Source organism: Chlamydia crocodili, assembly GCF_018343815.1.
Lineage (GTDB): Bacteria > Chlamydiota > Chlamydiia > Chlamydiales > Chlamydiaceae > Chlamydia > Chlamydia crocodili.
The window spans coordinates 599848-616783 of record NZ_CP060791.1 but is presented as its reverse complement, the minus strand read 5'-3'; the positions used below and the strand labels follow the sequence as shown (position 1 = coordinate 616783).

Sequence of the window (16936 nt, the reverse complement as noted above, 5' to 3'; positions counted from 1 at the left end):
AACTATGTGCGCACTCTAGCTAGTATAGCTTGCAAAGCAGACAGAAAAGTATCGATATCCTCTTTATCATTGTATATTCCTAACGACACTCTAAGGACATGGCCTAAATTCCATCGGTTCATAGCAGGTTGTGCGCATTGATGACCTGTACGTACAGCTATTCCCTGAAGATCTAAAAGACAACCGATATCAAAAGGATGCGCGCCCTGAACTTTCAAACTCACCAAAGCTCCACGTGGCTGATTTACCCCTGGACCTAATATTTGCATACCAGGAATTGTCATTAGCTCATTATAAAGATAATGGGTTAACTCTTCCTCCCTCTGATATAAAGCATCGGGTAGAGATTGCAGATAGTCTATAGCAGCTCCCAATCCTAAAATAGAAGCTATAGGTGGTGTTCCTGCTTCAAATTTTAACGGTGTGGGAAGATATTCTGGATTCTCACTATCATAGATAGAGACCATATCCCCTCCACCCTCTACAGGAGGAAGCTTCTCTAAAAGCTCTTTCTTCCCATATAAAACTCCCAATCCAGTAGGAGCATAGATTTTATGAGCTGAAAAAGCATAGAAATCAATATCCCAATCGACAACATCCACAGAAGCATGGGCAACTCCTTGAGCGCCATCCACAGCAATATACGCTCCATATGTATGAGCTAACTGCGCTATTTGCTTTAAAGGTTGAATACATCCTGTAACATTACTGATATGCGCTATACTAACAAAAGAGGCCCCTGCCCTAAGCAGGGTCTCTAAATGTTCCAAATCTATATAACCAGAATCATCAACGGCCACTTTCTTTACGCAAGATCCACGTCTACGACAAGCCAATTCCCAAGATAAAACATTGGCATGGTGCTCTGCTTCAGAGACCAATACAACACCCCCTTCAGGGATGAAAATATCGTTAGCAGATATTGCTAATAGGTTTAAAGCTGCTGTAGTTCCTCGAGTAAAAATAATTTCTTCATTATATGAAGCCTGTATCCACTCACGTATTTTCCCCCGAACAGCAGTATAATCTTCAGTAATGTTTTTTGAAGAGCTATAGACATTACGGTTTACAGTGGCGTAGGTACTACTATAAAAATCCGTAATAGCCTCTATTACCTTTTTAGGCTTATGTGTAGTCGCAGCAGAGTCTAGGTAGATGTAGGATTCTCCCTGAAGCTTTTTATTAGAAAAAATAGGAAAGTCTTCTTTTATCCTACATACCATCTATAGAGTACTCCTTAGTAACTTCTTGCGGTTGCATCCGCATCGATAATTTCGGAAAATGTTCTAAAGAAGGTTCTATAGATAAAAATCCTCGAACAAGCTTCTTCTGAGCTTCTTCACGTGTCATGCCACGAGATTGCATATAAAATATCTGCTGAGCATCTAAAGGTCCTACAGTAGCTCCATGAGAAGCTTTGACATCATCAGTAAGAATTTCTAATCTTGGAAAAGTTGTTACACGAGCATTATCACTAAGCAATAATGTATCATGCTTTTGATAAGCGTCTGTAAACATCCCACGGGAAGTTACATGGATACCTCCCTCAAAAAGGAAATGCCCAGAATATAAGATCGATTTGATATTTTGTCGTGATGTTGTCGATTCCGCATCATGGTGCATAAGATTTCTTACCCATGTCTTTTTCGGAGACAATACAGAAACTAAAGATTCTCCATGAGAGTTATTGCCTATCATAGAAAAAGTATTATCAAACCAACCATAGCCTCCAGCATCTTCAAGAAGATGTTGGGCTATAGAACATGCTCCTTGCTCTTCGATAGTCGCTATATGTGACCAGCTTATTCTTTCTTCATTAATGTATTTAGGTAGCATAGTCAATGACAACTCAGCACCCTCGGACACAAAGACCTCGGTAACACCATTAATAATAGCAAAGCTTTCAGCAACACCACTTTCTCGTTCAGTATGATGAGAAATTTGAACAGAACAGCTAGATTGCTTTCCTAAAATTAAGATAATCTTTGGAGAATAGATCACCCGATCATCCTGAGATGTTGGAAAACAAATATGGCGAATACTTAAAAGTTCACTTACCTGGAATTCTTCAGGAATATAGATAACCACACCTTCTTCCTGAGAACATATAGTATTAAGAAATGCTAGAGGCTGAGTATCCACATCGTATCTTTGAATAAAAGTAGAGAAAACAGATTGAGCATCCCTTAAAGACATCGATAACACACCCTCTGGGAATTGAGAAAGAGAGGGTTCGTATTTACCATTAATTAAAATACACTCACAGGATAGAGAATTCTCATGATGTAACCAGTGTTGCTTTGCTGTTTCAGATCCCCCATGGGCAATATGATACCTCTCTGGGGATTGCACAAGATCTTTAAGCCAAGAAAAAGCACGGAAAATCTCTTTAAAAGATTCCGATTCGAAATGTTTTTCATAGCACACTCGCGTAGCTTGATGCATGGGAGAATCTTTAGCTATAGGGTAGCTATGTTCTAAAAAACTTAACATATTACCCCCGAGAAGAGCAGGACAGTACTTCGTAGTAACTCTTCTCTTCTAGCTCTCGCATCAAAGAAACTCCTCCCGAACATGCTATCCTTCCTTCTAATAGGATATGTACGTAATCGGGTTGAAGAAGATTTCCTAATTTAGGGTTATGAGTAACTATACAAATAGCACTTCTAGGATGAAGCTCGCGATACTTCTCAATTGTTTTACAGATGAACCTTAAAGCATCAACATCTAACCCTGAATCAGGCTCATCTAATAATATCATTTCTGGTTCTAAAACAAGCATTTGCCAAATTTCATTTTTCTTTCGCTCCCCACCAGAAAATCCCTCATTAATATTTCTTTCTAAGAAATGCTCAAACGATTCAAACTCATAAGTCTCGGAAACAGAGGATAAAAGTATATCAAATTCAGGTTCAGCTATTTCTTCTTCCTGGCGAGAACGCCTGCAAGCATTATAGGCATCTTTCAAAAAAAGCTTATTATTTACACCAGGAATTTCTGGGGGCTGTTGGAATCCTATAAACAATCCCATTTGCGCACGCTCTTCAGGAGCTTTTTCTAATAGATCCTGATCTAATAAGCTAATATCTCCAGAAATAATAGAAACACTATCATCTCCTGACAGCACTTTAGCAAAGGTGGATTTTCCTGCTCCATTAGGGCCCATAATAATATGTAATTCTCCTGGAGAGATGTGCAGGTTTAAATTATCCAGGATTTTAACATCCTCACAGCATACGTGTAAGTTTTGTATATGTAGCATCAACTACCCCACGCTATTTTCCAACTTAACAAACAATAATTTCGAAGCTTCTCGAGCAAACTCTAAAGGCAACTGCTCAATAATCTCACGACAAAAGCCGTGAACTACTAAGCTTACAGCTTCTTCTGCACTCAATCCTCTACTACGCAGATACATTAACTGATCTGCACGTAATTTTGATGTCGTTGCCTCATGTTCAACAGATGACTTAGAATTTTCTACCGCAATTTTAGGGTCGGTATAGGCTCCACACGATTGTCCAATCAGCATCGAATCACATTGTGTGTAATTACGGCTTCCCATAGCTCCTGCTGAAATAGAAACAAGACTCCTAAAAGTATTATGAGATTCCTCCGAAGAGATACCCTTGGAAACTATTGTTGAAGTTGTTTTTTCCCCCACATGAATCATCTTTGTCCCGGTATCGGCTTGCATTTTACCATTTGTTAAAGCTATGGAGTAAAACTCTCCAACGCTTTCTTTCCCCCTCAAAATGCAGCTAGGATACTTCCAAGTAATTGCCGCTCCAACTTCAACCTGAGACCAAGAGATTTTTGATTTGTATCCTGCGCATAAACCACGCTTGGTTACAAAATTATAAATTCCACCTTTGCCCGTCTTCTTGTCTCCAGAAAACCAATTTTGCACAGTAGAATAACGAACAACAGCCCGTTCATGCGCTACAAGTTCTACGACAGCTGCGTGCAGCTGGTGTGAAGAGAATGATGGGGCTGTACATCCCTCGAGATAACTCACAAAAGAATCATCTTCTGCAATAATTAAAGTGCGCTCAAACTGTCCCGATTCCTTATCATTAATCCTAAAATACGTAGAGATTTCCATAGGGCAACGCACTCCCTTCGGAATATAAACAAAAGAACCGTCACTAAAAACAGCAGCATTTAAAGCTGCAAAATAGTTGTCCCTATGAGAAACAACTGACCCTAAATATTTTTTTATTAACTCGGGATGTTCACGAATTGCTTCGCTCATTGAGCAAAAAATTACCCCAGCCTTATCCAAAGCTTCTTTAAAGGTCGTTCCTATAGATACTGAATCAAAAACCAAATCTACAGCAACATTCTGGACATTTAATAAACGTTTTTGTTCGTCTAAAGGGATTCCCAATTTCTTAAAAGTTTCTAAAATTTCAGGATCAGCCTCTTCTAAACGTCCTAAAGGATTTTTTTGCTTTGGCGCAGAAAAATAGACTATGTCTTCATAATCAATGGGACCATAATTTAGTCTAGCCCAAGCAGGCTCCTGTAATTTTTTCCAATGTTGGTAAGCTTTTAAGCGAAAATCTAAAATGAAGGAGGGCTCATTACGCAGCTGGGAGATTTTTTCAATGGTCTCTTCACTAAGACCTCTAGTCAATCCCTCTGATTCTATAGGCGTGACGAACCCATAAGGATAATCTTCATGATTCTGTAAAAAATCTTCTATGGATTGGCTCATAACGCCCCGCCTCTGCGCACGTAATGTCATTGTGTAAAAACCACACAAGGGCTTAACCAGATTAACAGATTTTCAATATTTTTCGAAGCATTAAAGAAGGCGTGAAAGAAAAAGCGAAGCTTTGACTTTCAAGCCTGTTTAGAAAAGAACGTTAACACTAATCATTCTTTTGGAGATCACACTTTGTGTTCAAAAAAAAGACATAAAGTCTTGAAACACAAAATCATTTTAAGAGTTCTATTTTTTTTGTCCCGAAAGTTTCTGCGTCAAAGCGATTTTTTTAATCTCACAGAAACTCAACGAGTTTGAAAAAAATACTTCACTTTCGCAATCTACAATTTCTAATTTTACTGTTTATGGCAGCACATCCAATCTACGTTCAAATTGACCTGAAGATACTGTTTTCTGTAGCAACGGAGCAAACATGGAGTCCTTTACAGTTAGGAACGATAGTTCTTTTTCTGCTTTTTCTGATTGCCCTTCCATGTGATAAAGATAGCCCAGAAGATAATGAGAACGTTCGTGTTCTAAATTAATTCCAAGTGCACGATGAAAGGCATCAGATGCAAGTTGATTTTGTTTAAGATCCATGTGGGCTAGCCCAACATAAAAATGAGCATCCGCATCTTCTTCATTTAAAAAGAGGGCTTCCTGAAAAGCTTTCAAAGCTAATCGTGTTTTATCTAAGGTGAGGTAACATAAACCTAAATTGTAATGTCCGTCAGATAGATCAGGACGTAGCTGCACGACCCTTTCATAAGCTTCCGTAGCCTTATCCCATTGCTTATGACGTGAGAGTAAGTATCCTAATTTTATCCATGCCTTCCAATACAAAGGGTTTTTACTTACTGTAGTCTCTAATAGAATAATGGCTTCTGACTCATTATCCATATCTGTTAAAACAACAGCTTTATTATACAAACTTTGTGGATTCCAAGGATCAAGATCTAAGATCTTATCGAAACATTCTATTGCTTCTGTATATCTACCTAAACGATGATAGACCCCGCCTAAACTAAACCAACATTCGGCATCATCCGGATGCAAAATCACGTAGGCACGATACTGCTCAACCGCCTCTTCACAACGATTATCACGATCTAAGGCTACGCCATAGCAATAACGTAAATAGCTATCACCAGGTTCAGATTCTAATCCTTTTGTGCACCAAGTTAACGCCTCAGGAATTCTTCCCTGCTCTAAAGCAATAATTCCTAAATAACAATAAGCTAGTGCTGCTGTAGGATCTAGCTCTAAAGTTTCTTTTAGTCTTCGTTCTGCCTGTTCATATTCTCCACTCAAAAAGAAGTTAATTCCTGAGCAGAGAAATTCTTTCGCTAGATGTTTCGCAGCTTCTTCCATGAATATTTCTCCTGGCACACAAGTTCGTTGACCTCGTGTTTTACAGGAGCAAAAAGCATGCCATTCCCTGCTATTTGGTAGAAAAATCTTCTTTTTTTCTTATTGTATCCCACTTTTCTATCATTTTTACAGCTATAGGAGCTGCGTCTCTTCCAAACTCCCCAAGACGTAAATAGACAATCACAACAATATCAGGACGAGTAAGTTCAGCATCGGAGAATCCTACAGCAGCAAACCATACGTGCTTCATCTTCATACTTCCATATTGTCGATCTAGACCTACGCGTACTATAGATTCTGCCGTGCTTGTTTTTCCAATAATTCGATTTAATAATTCAGGGTTAAACTGATCACGGATACTCCTTGTAGTTCCATAATTTCCCCAAATGACATTATGCATACCGGATTTAAACAATTCTGTTATGCACTCAGGCATAAACACATCTCGTTTTTTCACAGAAGATGTTGCAACAAACTCTTCTCCATCCCATTCTCCTAAAATTAAATTAGGAATATAAAGAGATCCTCCATTAACCAGCGCTGCCATCATTACAGCCGTTTGCAAAGGAGTAACAATAAGAGTATGTTGCCCTATAGCAGTAGCGTATAATCCTGAACGATTGTACGCGACATCATGAGGAATTACACCAGCATATTCTCCGGGCAAGCCTATTCCTGTTTTTTCTCCAAAACCAAATAAAGATGCTGCATGGCATAGATCTTCAGGATCAGAGAGATGCTCACCAACTAGCAAGGAAAAATAGGGGTTACTAGACATCTCTAAAGCAGCAATCAAATCAATACGTCCGCGCCCTGCATAGTCATTCTTTGGTAAAATCCCTCCATGATAAAATGAAGGAATAGGAGACCCGTCTTTAAAAAATCCAACATGCGGCTTAGAACTTACATAACCAAAAGACTGTCTATCGATAATAACGAGCAAACGAGATAGATAGTCTAAATCTACATGTCCTCGCATTACTTCCTGAGACAATACAGAATAAGCAGAGACTAGCTTAAAGATAGACCCTAAAGTTGCTGCCTGACTAAAAGCATGAGGACGTAGGTAGCCATAACCATAAGTAGGATAAAATGCTGATGCTAAATCTTGTTCTTTTTGTGGAACATTTCGTGTAAGCATCGGAGCATAATTTCCATAAAGAGGCCGCTGAAGCTCAGAAAATTCTCTAAAAGATAAGAACAAATGCAATAGGTCAACTGAAGAATCAGAAAACTTTTGTTTTAAAAACTCATAATGCTCGTGCCATGACAATGCCTTATGTGCACCACTTTCTAATTCCCCTTTCCATATGGAAAGGGCTTCGTAATAAGCTTTTAGATGTTCTGTTTCCCCCCAACCAGAAAGTAAATATACTAAAAACTTATCAAGGTAACAACGACGGAAATCCTGATATTGTGCATGTTTTTCCTCTAATAAATAATCCACATACGGCGTGGGGTAGCGTTGTTTCCTATCGCTTTCCTCTTTTCTCTTAACCTCTAGAAACTTTGCAAAATAGAGCTTTCTCCACTCTTTAAAATCTACCTCAGTAAAAATGTCCTCTACGATCTTGGAAAACGCACTACGCAAAGCTACATAATGTCCCTGACATTCGAAAAATTCTGATAAAGAAAGAGATCCTAAAGAAGCAAGTAACTCAGGATGAACTCTCGAAGGATCAACAACCATCTGAAATAGATCTATAAGCAAAAGCTTATCGTAATTCGCTGGAAGCTCAGAAAAAAATGGTTCTAGCTCCTTCTTAATGTCCTCTATTTCTTGCTCATAGTCTTTACAGCAACGACTTATCCATTGCTGCTGCTTCATAGAAATGACTCTGCCTATAGCAATATGCTCTTGCTCAGAAGGAAAGACTGCATCAAATATAGAAGAGCATGAACAATGCCCTTCAGAATAAGAGAAAATACTCAATAAACGTTCTACATCCTGCTGCAACTTGATAGCATTTCCTACTGTTCCATAAAGCTTAACAACTGATTTAAGCTCTGATATATTTGGCAAAATAAAATCTAAGAAATAATCAAAAGTAAGAGAAAGCTCCTCATCGTAGTATAAACCCGTAAGAGAATCTCTCCTTTCACGACGCAAAGGAACTTTCCTATCATACACTTCCGCAACATGCTCAGTATTTTCTAACCAACGATATACTTCAGATCTCGCTTCTGGTTCGGATCCTATCCGCATATCGATAAAGTCGTTATTGTGATAACGCGGAGATGACGCCATGGCCAATATTTGACCACTATTAGGATCTAAAGCAATAATTGCTCCCCCTTTAATCCAAGGAAATAAAGGAGGTAGAAACTTTTGCTTCTTTAATGATCGTGTTGAACGGAATTGTTCTGTTTTTTCATGATCTAAAAGCAAAGCATCTGCAAATGCCTGTAGCTCTGTTGACAATGTAAGCTGTAGTTTTTTACCAGAGGTTGCGGCTATCTCATTAAGACCTTGAATGAAGTTTCCACGGCGATCTACAAGAACTGTTTTCTTACCTAATTGACCGCGTAATTTCCCATCCCAACATGCCTCTATGCCTAGTTTCCCAACTAAGGCATTTAAACTATAAGCATTATTCTCTAAAGAATTTAGTAAAGAGCGCACCTGATCTATACTCGCTAAACCTTCAGGAAATTTTGGATCTTCTCCTTCCTCATATGCTCGAACACACTCTCGCAACTTACTCAATTCACGCGTTACTCGCTTATACTCTTGAGCACTAATCGGTCCTACATAACCTAAAATATCCGAAGCCATCTTTCCCATAGGATAATAACGTCGTACTGTAGGCTCTACATGCAAGCCTGGCCAATGTTTTGACATCATCTTTAATCTTAAATACGTACGTTCAGAAACATTGGTTTGAACTAAATACGGTACAGAACCTAATACAGAGGCTTTAGCATGAATACTATCTTCAATTGCATCTTTATCTAAATGTAGCTCTTGAGCAAGGAGTTCCGATAAACGCGCAATATAATTTTTCCTAACAGGAATAAGCTCACGAGTTCCATCTGCATGAACATGCCAAGCTCTGGATGGCAAATCACGAATAGCGCCATAAGCAACACTCACATCGTATTGCATCTTGTTTTCCGCTAATACTTTACCAAAACGATCGCAAATCGTTGCACGCTCAACAAGCTCAGGAACAACTCTCATCTGTGGTTTATAAGCCTCTTCTAATTTCTGATCATGCTCAACAACAGCAAGATGCCACAAACGCACAGCGATTATCGCCAATGTTACGATAATCCCCGACAATAGCCTGTTGGTCTTTTCGGGAACTGTAAGATAAGAACGACGCTTATTAGGAGGTTTCATAAAACAAATAGTAGGGTCTCAACCATTGTCTGGCAAGAGATTCGGCTAGTTATAAACTGAGCATTACAAGACATAATAATGGATAAAACAAATGTAATTTTTGCAAAAATGAAAACATTATAAATAAAACATAAAAATGAAAATCGTCAAAAATTTTAATGTTTTATTAAATAATTTCGCTTTGTTTTATTTGCAAAAATAAAGAAGAACATATAATGATTTGGATATAAGAAAGCCTTTTTACACTCTTCTGTGAAGGCAATTCCAACTTATTCTAAGTGGCATAAGAAATAAAAGTGTGTACAAAAATCTATTAGCTCACTTATTAGCAGATATAAGGAGTTATCGCTTGAAATCTATGCCTGAAAACAGTCTTTTTTCTTATCGTCTTTACTATAATAAGAAAAGTTTGTTATGTTTTCGATTAATGAACTGTATGTTCATGCTTAAGGCTGTTTTCACTTGCAAGACACTCCTCAAAGCCATTAATTGCCTACAGGATATCTTGTCTGGCTTTAACTTGGACGTGGTGCCGCCAGAAGAGCAAATTAGAATAGCGAGCACAAAAAGAAAAGATACTAAGCATAATCTTTAGAGGTGAGTATGAAAAAACTCTTAAAATCGGCATTACTGTTTGCCGCTACGGGTTCCGCTCTCTCCTTACAAGCCTTGCCTGTAGGGAATCCAGCTGAACCAAGTTTATTAATCGATGGCACTATGTGGGAAGGTGCTTCAGGTGATCCTTGTGATCCTTGCTCTACTTGGTGTGATGCTATCAGCATCCGCGCAGGATACTACGGAGATTATGTTTTCGATCGCGTATTAAAAGTTGATGTTAATAAAACTATCAGCGGAATGTCTGCAGCTCCTACATCCGCTACAGGCACAGCCTCTAACACCAATACTGCTGCAGACAGAGCAAACATTGCCTACGGCAAACATATGCAAGATGCTGAGTGGTTTACAAATTCTGCTTTCTTAGCATTAAATATTTGGGATCGTTTCGATATTTTCTGTACATTAGGCGCATCCAATGGGTACTTTAAAGCAAGTGCAGCAGCATTTAATCTTGTTGGTTTACTTGGTCTATCAGGAAGTGATTTAAACGGTCAACGTCCCAATATAGGCATCACTCAAGGCGTAGTAGAGCTTTACACCGACACAACATTCTCTTGGAGCGTTGGCGCACGTGGAGCCTTATGGGAATGTGGTTGTGCGACTTTAGGAGCAGAGTTCCAATACGCCCAGTCCAACCCTAAAATTGAAATGCTGAATGTAACTTCTAGTCCAGCGCAATTCGTGATTCATAAGCCTAGAGGATACAAAGGAACAACTTCTAACTTTCCTTTACCTTTAACAGCTGGAACAGAAACTGCTACAGATACTAAATCTGCAACGATTAAGTACCATGAATGGCAAGTAGGCATGGCCCTATCTTATAGATTGAATATGCTTGTCCCGTACATTGGGGTAAACTGGTCAAGAGCTACATTTGATGCTGATACCATTCGTATTGCTCAACCTAAATTAGCCTCAACCATTCTAAGCTTAACAACTTGGAACCCGACATTACTAGGGGAGGCGACATCCATTGGCTCTGATAAATACGCGAAATCTCTTCACATTGTTTCTCTTCAAATCAACAAAATGAAGTCTAGAAAAGCTTGCGGTGTTGCTGTTGGTGCGACTTTAATCGACGCTGATAAATGGTCAATCACTGGTGAAGCACGCCTAATCAATGAAAGAGCTGCTCATTTGAACGCTCAATTCAGATTCTAAGGATTTAGTTTATACTATCCTAACTTTTTGTCCCGCTATCAGAACCTAGGAGCATCTGGGTTCTGATTTTTTATTTATAGTCCCTCTTCTGTTTTCAAAACTCTTTTCTAAAATTCATTTGCGTAAGAATGAATCCTCTATCTAAAATTTTCTAGAAGCTAGAGACCTAGAGATTACAATCTTGCGTAAAAAGCTTTATTAAATTAACATTTCCTTTTTAGTACGCGCCCGTAGCTCAATGGTAGAGCTGTAGCCTTCCAAGCTACCGGTGTCAGTTCGATTCTGATCGGGCGCTTTTCTAAACGTCACCAAGACTGAAATCTTGACGTTGGATCAAGATGCCATTGTTAATATATTCAAGAAATAGAGGTACAAAGCTTGGAAGAACAACCAGTATGCAATCTTTCAGTTAAAGACTTAATGGAAGCGGGCGCTCATTTCGGGCACCAAACGCGAAGATGGAACCCAAAGATGAAACTTTACATCTTTGAGGAGAAAAACGGTCTTTACATCATCAATTTAGCAAAAACACTTTATCAATTACGTAATGCCCTTCCACAAGTATGTAAGGTCATCAAAGAGAACAAGCCTATTCTCTTTGTAGGAACTAAAAAACAAGCCAAATGCGTCATTAAAGAAGCTGCTATAGAAGCTGGCGAATACTTTGTCGCTGAGAGATGGTTGGGTGGCATGTTAACTAACATGACAACTATCAGAAATTCCATCAAAACTTTGGATAAAATCGAAAAAGATCTTACTCAAAATAGTTCTTACTTAACAAAAAAAGAAATTGCTTTACTTGCTAAGCGTCATCAAAAATTATTGAAAAACTTGGAAGGCATCCGTTACCTAAGAAAGATTCCTGGTTTAGTTATAGTTGTTGACCCTAGCTATGAAAAAATCGCTGTTGCAGAAGCTAAAAAGCTTGGCATCCCTGTATTAGCATTAGTTGATACTAACTGTGATCCAACACCGATTGACTATGTTGTTCCATGTAATGATGATTCTTTAAAAAGTATTCGCTTAATCATTAGCGCTATTAAAGATAACATCGTTAATACCAAGAAAAAACTAGGTATTGAAATTGTTTCTCCAATTAAAGCTTTAAGCACAGAAGAGTCTTCCGAAGAGATCGATATCTATGCAACAGGCGATGACAACCGTCAAGAAGATCTATTGGCAAAAAAATACGACAGTAATGAGGCTAACTAATGAGCAACTTTTCAATGGAAACCCTCAAACTCTTAAGACAACAGACCGGTGTAGGGTTAACCAAATGTAAGGAAGCTTTAGCTGAATGCAATGGGAATCTTGAAGAAGCTGTGGTTCACTTACGTAAATTAGGTCTTGCCTCTGCTAGCAAAAAGGAGCACAGAGAAACAAAAGAAGGCGTCATTGCAGCAAAAAGCGATGCTCGGGGTACTGCTGTTGTTGAAGTTAACGTGGAAACAGATTTCGTAGCTAATAACTCTGTATTTCGATCTTTCGTCGATAGTTTAGTTGAAGATGTTTTAAATCATAAAGTAGACAATATCGACGCCTTACTACTTCTTGCTTCATCTCAAGACTCTTCTCTTACCGTTGATGAGTTACGCGCTGTAACTATGCAAACCGTCGGCGAAAATATCCGTATTAGCAGAATTAAGTACTTACCAAAAGCAACGGAAGAAAGTATAGGCATTTACTCGCACGGTAATGGAAAAGCTGTTTCCGTGACTGTTCTTTCTGGAATTACTGATAAAGAAGATCTAGCTAAAGATATTTCCATGCACATCGTAGCGGCACAACCACTATTTTTAAATAAAGAGAGTGTGCCTGTGGATGCTTTAGAAAGAGAAAAAGAAGTAATTTCTTCTCAAATACAGGGAAAACCCCAAGCTGTTATCGATAAGATTATCAGTGGTAAATTGGGAACATTCTTCCAAGATGTTTGTCTACTAGAACAAGCCTTCATTAAAAATCCTGATATAACCATTCAAGGTTTGGTTGATGACGCTAGCAAAACTAGTGGCAATTCCGTCGAAGTGAAGGAATTCATTTTATGGAAAATAGGAGCTTAATAAGCGAGAGGAAATATGTCTAAGCGAATAACACGAGTCTTATTTAAGATTTCTGGAGAATCTCTCTCAACAGATAGTGGAAACCGAATTGATGAAGTTCGTTTATCCAGATTAGTAGCAGAATTACGTGCTGTACGCAACTGCGATATCGAAACAGCTCTTGTTATAGGCGGTGGAAATATCTTAAGGGGTCTTGCTCAACAAAAAGAACTACAAATTAATCGAGTATCTGCAGACCAAATGGGAATGCTAGCTACTTTAATTAATGGTATGGCTGTAGCGGATGCATTAAAAGCCGATGATATTCCTTGTTTATTAACTTCTACGCTTTCTTGCCCTCAATTAGCAGACTTGTATACTCCTCAAAAATCTGCGGAAGCCTTAAGCCAAGGTAAAGTTTTAATCTGTACAACAGGAGCAGGTTCTCCTTATTTAACAACGGATACAGGCGCTGCTTTGCGTGCTTGTGAGTTAAAGGCTGACATCCTACTTAAAGCAACCATGCATGTTGATGGAGTTTATGATAAAGATCCTCGAATGTTTACAGATGCTGTAAAATATGACCATATTAGTTATAAGGATTTCCTATCTCAGGGACTAGGAGTTATGGACGCTTCTGCTGTATCTTTATGCATGGATTCCAATATTCCTATTCGTGTCTTTAGCTTTGTTAAGCATTCTTTAGAGCAAGCTATTTTCGATGAGAATATCGGAACATTAATTTGTGGAGACGCTCAGCATGTCCATTCTAACTGATACTGAAAAGAAAATGGCTGGTGCTTTGGAATTTTTCCATAAAGAAGTCAGATCATTTAGAACAGGAAAAGCTAATCCTGCTTTAGTAGAAACAGTGACCGTAGATGTATATGGAACCACAATGAGGCTGTCTGATTTAGCCTCTATTTCTGTAGCAGACACTCGTCAGTTAGTTATTTCTCCTTACGATGCGAATAATGTTTCTGCTATATCTAAGGGCATCATTGCTGCAAATTTAAATTTGCAACCGGATGTAGAAGGAACGATAGTACGTATTAAGATTCCTGAGCCTACTGCGGAATACAGAAATGAAGTTATCAAGCAGTTGCGTCGTAAATCTGAGGAAGCGAAAGTAACTATTCGCAATATCCGCAGGGAATCTAACGACAAGTTAAAAAAAGATTCTGACTTAACAGAAGATGCTGTTAAAGGAATGGAGAAGAAGATCCAGGAATTAACAGATAAGTTCTGTAAGCAAATTGACGAAATTACGAAGCAAAAAGAGGCGGATCTTTCGTTAATATGATAAGCTCTGTTTCGTATATGTAATCTTTATCTACCTCTATTTCTTTGGTTTTTCATATGAAACAAAGAGAGGAAAAGATTGCTCTAAAGGGATAGAACTAGTAATATTGTAGTTGTCTTGGCCCCATCGTCTAGCCTGGCCCAGGACATCGGATTTTCATTCCGGTAACAGGGGTTCGAATCCCCTTGGGGTCAAAATGTAAAATTACCAAGCAAACTTCGGGCCTTTAGCTCAGCGGTTAGAGCACCTCACTTTTAATGAGGGGGTCGAAGGTTCAAATCCTTCAAGGCCCAGTTGATTATTCTTGGTTCTTTTACATTTCTTTAAAAAAACCTTTTTCTCCTTTGTCACTTTTTTGTTATTGGTACTGGGTGTATTAGTATTTGGCTTTAATGGTAGATCTCCATGGCGACTTCTAAATCCCATCAGTGTTATCACTGTCAAAAGCCAGCAATAATTTGCTATACTGAAGTAGATAAAGATAAGATCTTACGTTCTTATGTATGTGAATCTTGTCCTTGTCCGAGTCATTACTATAGTCGTGATAATATTGCCGTAGGTACTTCGGGATCTTCAGTAACTTTAGAGTGTGGCAATTGTAAAACTGTATGGAAACCAACTGCTGATGAAGATCAGTTACTTGGTTGTCATTTATGTTATACCAATTTCAAAACACAGCTTATTGCAAAACTAATGCATACTAAAGCTATTTTCTCATCAGCAACTTCTGACAGTAGTCGTGGTTGCTTGCATATTGGTCGTGCTCCTGGAGAAGCGGCGAGTATGAATCCCCTCCTTAAGCTAATAGCTTTAAATGAGGCTCTTCAGGATACGTTAGCTCGTGAAGATTACGAGCAAGCTGCTGTAATACGAGATCAGATTAATCATTTAAAAAATCAGAATTCGCATGATTCTTCCCAATGATTTACTTCTTAATTTTGCTAGTAAGAAAGACGCCCCTCCTATAAATAAAACCTGGCCTATAACGACGTTTTCACTATCTAGGAATCTTTCCATAGCAAAGTTTCTTCCTTGTTTATCTAGGGAGAAAAAGCAGGAAATTTTAGAGGCTATAGTTTCCCATTTCAACCATATTGAAGGTTTTGATGAGTTTTTAGTTTTACCTCTTAAAGATGCTCCCGCTTGGCAAAAAGAATTTCTTATTGAGCATTTTCTATTTCCCCATGATCTAACAGGGAATCCTGAAGGCGAAGCTCTTATTGTAAATCGTTCTGGAACTATTCTAGCCGCAATAAATTTCCGAGATCATTTGATTCTCCATACGATAGACTTTGTATCTGAACCTGAAAAAGCTTTAGATCAGCTTGTACGGTTAGACTCTTATCTTAATGAGAAGCTAGAATTTGCTTTTTCTTCAGATTTTGGTTTTCTAACTACAAATCCTCGAGAATGTGGTACGGGATTAAAAAGTCAGTGTTTTTTGCATGCTCCTACACTAGTATATTCTCAGGAATTAAACGATATTATTGATGAAGATACAGAAGTAGCTTGTTCAGGACTACTACCAGCAACACCAGGATACATGGGAAACATGCTAGTGTTATCCAATAAATGCTCTTTAGGGCTTACTGAAGAGCAAATCCTATCATCGTTGAGAATATGGTCCTCAAAAATATCCGTTGCGGAGGCATCAGCGAAAAAGAAACATGCTGAACAAAATGCTGGGGAACTAAAAAATCATATTTTACGTGCCTTAGGATTGCTTACACATTCGTATCATTTAGACCTTCAGGAAACATTAGATGCGTTAAGCTGGATTCAATTAGGGATCAGCCTGGGATGGATCCAAGGTGCCGACAATAGCCCTATTTGGAATCCAGTATTTTGGCAAGCGCGTCGTGGACACTTAGCACTTACAAAACAACCTGAAAATAATAAAAATCTGCAAAAAGAAGTAATCACGCAACTACGCGCAGACGTTTTAAAAAAACTTGCGGAAAATTTATCTCCCTCTGGCTTTTAATACCCTCCTCACCAAATATATGGTTATAGGAGGGCAGCAAGGTTTCCCCCTAAGGCCAAAAATTAAAAGCCCTGACATACTTTTAAGATGAGATCTTCAAAAGCTCTGAGGACGACTCTCCCTAAAGTCTCTTGCCTCTTAGGACATGCCAGTTGCCCTCTTCCCCTAATATGTATTTTTAATCTGGAGTAGAGAAAAGACATTGATTTTCACCATATCCATCTTATAAATACGGGATATTCTTTATAGAAATAGGCTAAGAAATACTTTTAAAATAGAAAGCAAAATACAAAATCTCATAATGGCAATTATGAGAGGATTTTGCTCTTTATAAGTTCTTATCTCTTATGCTTTTCCATTAAGAAATAAAGCAAGAAGGTAAGCCGTTTTTTTATTTTCTGTAAAT

Annotated in this window: 13 protein-coding genes and 3 tRNA genes; 10 read left to right on the top strand and 6 right to left on the bottom strand. The window is 38.4% G+C overall.

Annotated features, from left to right (window positions below; genetic code table 11):
• Nucleotides 1–2: 2 nt before the first annotated feature.
• The 6 genes from H9Q19_RS02680 to H9Q19_RS02655 form a co-directional block, all read right to left on the bottom strand.
• Nucleotides 3–1223: a SufS family cysteine desulfurase gene (locus H9Q19_RS02680; RefSeq protein ID WP_213240060.1), complete on the bottom strand. Its 1221-nt coding sequence runs from the start codon at nucleotides 1221–1223 to the stop codon at nucleotides 3–5.
• Nucleotides 1213–2493, bottom strand: coding sequence for a Fe-S cluster assembly protein SufD (gene sufD, locus H9Q19_RS02675; RefSeq protein WP_213240058.1), 1281 nt, complete (start codon nucleotides 2491–2493; stop codon nucleotides 1213–1215). The genes H9Q19_RS02680 and sufD overlap by 11 nt, the downstream gene beginning before the upstream one ends.
• A gap of 1 nt (nucleotide 2494) precedes the next feature.
• A complete protein-coding gene (gene sufC / locus H9Q19_RS02670) occupies nucleotides 2495–3262 on the bottom strand; it encodes a Fe-S cluster assembly ATPase SufC (RefSeq protein ID WP_213240056.1) in 768 nt (255 codons plus the stop codon).
• A gap of 3 nt (nucleotides 3263–3265) precedes the next feature.
• Nucleotides 3266–4720, bottom strand: a complete 1455-nt coding sequence (gene sufB / locus H9Q19_RS02665) for a Fe-S cluster assembly protein SufB (protein ID WP_213240054.1) — start codon at nucleotides 4718–4720, stop codon at nucleotides 3266–3268.
• A 354-nt stretch (nucleotides 4721–5074) separates the two neighbouring features.
• The gene (locus tag H9Q19_RS02660; protein WP_213240052.1) at nucleotides 5075–6082 is read right to left on the bottom strand and encodes a tetratricopeptide repeat protein; all 1008 of its coding nucleotides are present in this window, start codon (nucleotides 6080–6082) and stop codon (nucleotides 5075–5077) included.
• Between the two features lie 70 nt (nucleotides 6083–6152).
• Nucleotides 6153–9425 carry a penicillin-binding transpeptidase domain-containing protein gene (locus tag H9Q19_RS02655; protein WP_213241991.1) on the bottom strand — a complete coding sequence of 1091 codons (3273 nt, stop codon included), beginning with the start codon at nucleotides 9423–9425 and terminating at the stop codon, nucleotides 6153–6155.
• Nucleotides 9426–10028: 603 nt separating this feature from the next.
• Here H9Q19_RS02655 and H9Q19_RS02650 point away from each other — a divergent pair.
• The 10 genes from H9Q19_RS02650 to H9Q19_RS02605 all read left to right on the top strand — a co-directional run bounded on the left by H9Q19_RS02650 (nucleotide 10029) and on the right by H9Q19_RS02605 (nucleotide 16530).
• Nucleotides 10029–11204, top strand: coding sequence for a porin (locus tag H9Q19_RS02650; protein ID WP_213241989.1), 1176 nt, complete (start codon nucleotides 10029–10031; stop codon nucleotides 11202–11204).
• Between the two features lie 224 nt (nucleotides 11205–11428).
• Nucleotides 11429–11499, top strand: a tRNA-Gly gene (locus H9Q19_RS02645).
• A gap of 83 nt (nucleotides 11500–11582) precedes the next feature.
• A complete protein-coding gene (gene rpsB, locus H9Q19_RS02640) occupies nucleotides 11583–12416 on the top strand; it encodes a 30S ribosomal protein S2 (protein ID WP_213241987.1) in 834 nt (277 codons plus the stop codon).
• Nucleotides 12416–13264: a translation elongation factor Ts gene (gene tsf, locus H9Q19_RS02635; RefSeq protein WP_213241984.1), complete on the top strand. Its 849-nt coding sequence runs from the start codon at nucleotides 12416–12418 to the stop codon at nucleotides 13262–13264. The genes rpsB and tsf overlap by 1 nt, the downstream gene beginning before the upstream one ends.
• 15 nt (nucleotides 13265–13279) lie before the next feature.
• Entirely contained in the window at nucleotides 13280–14020 is a 741-nt protein-coding gene (gene pyrH / locus H9Q19_RS02630) for a UMP kinase (RefSeq protein WP_213241982.1), read from the top strand.
• The gene (gene frr / locus H9Q19_RS02625; RefSeq protein WP_213241980.1) at nucleotides 14004–14546 is read left to right on the top strand and encodes a ribosome recycling factor; all 543 of its coding nucleotides are present in this window, start codon (nucleotides 14004–14006) and stop codon (nucleotides 14544–14546) included. The genes pyrH and frr overlap by 17 nt, the downstream gene beginning before the upstream one ends.
• A gap of 119 nt (nucleotides 14547–14665) precedes the next feature.
• Nucleotides 14666–14740 (top strand) — tRNA-Glu (locus H9Q19_RS02620).
• 26 nt (nucleotides 14741–14766) lie between these two features.
• Nucleotides 14767–14839 (top strand) — tRNA-Lys (locus H9Q19_RS02615).
• A 112-nt stretch (nucleotides 14840–14951) separates the two neighbouring features.
• Nucleotides 14952–15470, top strand: coding sequence for a UvrB/UvrC motif-containing protein (locus H9Q19_RS02610; protein ID WP_213241978.1), 519 nt, complete (start codon nucleotides 14952–14954; stop codon nucleotides 15468–15470).
• A complete protein-coding gene (locus tag H9Q19_RS02605; protein WP_213241976.1) occupies nucleotides 15454–16530 on the top strand; it encodes a protein arginine kinase in 1077 nt (358 codons plus the stop codon). Before H9Q19_RS02610 ends, H9Q19_RS02605 begins: the two co-directional genes overlap by 17 nt.
• The last annotated feature ends 406 nt before the right edge of the window (nucleotides 16531–16936 follow it).

Coding starts and splice junctions, on each gene's coding strand:
- H9Q19_RS02680 (WP_213240060.1), bottom strand. CDS start 1,223: ATGGTATGTAGGATAAAAGAAGACTTTCCTATTTTTTCTAATAAAAAG.
- sufD (WP_213240058.1), bottom strand. CDS start 2,493: ATGTTAAGTTTTTTAGAACATAGCTACCCTATAGCTAAAGATTCTCCC.
- sufC (WP_213240056.1), bottom strand. CDS start 3,262: ATGCTACATATACAAAACTTACACGTATGCTGTGAGGATGTTAAAATC.
- sufB (WP_213240054.1), bottom strand. CDS start 4,720: ATGAGCCAATCCATAGAAGATTTTTTACAGAATCATGAAGATTATCCT.
- H9Q19_RS02660 (WP_213240052.1), bottom strand. CDS start 6,082: ATGGAAGAAGCTGCGAAACATCTAGCGAAAGAATTTCTCTGCTCAGGA.
- H9Q19_RS02655 (WP_213241991.1), bottom strand. CDS start 9,425: ATGAAACCTCCTAATAAGCGTCGTTCTTATCTTACAGTTCCCGAAAAG.
- H9Q19_RS02650 (WP_213241989.1), top strand. CDS start 10,029: ATGAAAAAACTCTTAAAATCGGCATTACTGTTTGCCGCTACGGGTTCC.
- tsf (WP_213241984.1), top strand. CDS start 12,416: ATGAGCAACTTTTCAATGGAAACCCTCAAACTCTTAAGACAACAGACC.
- pyrH (WP_213241982.1), top strand. CDS start 13,280: ATGTCTAAGCGAATAACACGAGTCTTATTTAAGATTTCTGGAGAATCT.
- frr (WP_213241980.1), top strand. CDS start 14,004: ATGTCCATTCTAACTGATACTGAAAAGAAAATGGCTGGTGCTTTGGAA.
- H9Q19_RS02610 (WP_213241978.1), top strand. CDS start 14,952: ATGGCGACTTCTAAATCCCATCAGTGTTATCACTGTCAAAAGCCAGCA.
- H9Q19_RS02605 (WP_213241976.1), top strand. CDS start 15,454: ATGATTCTTCCCAATGATTTACTTCTTAATTTTGCTAGTAAGAAAGAC.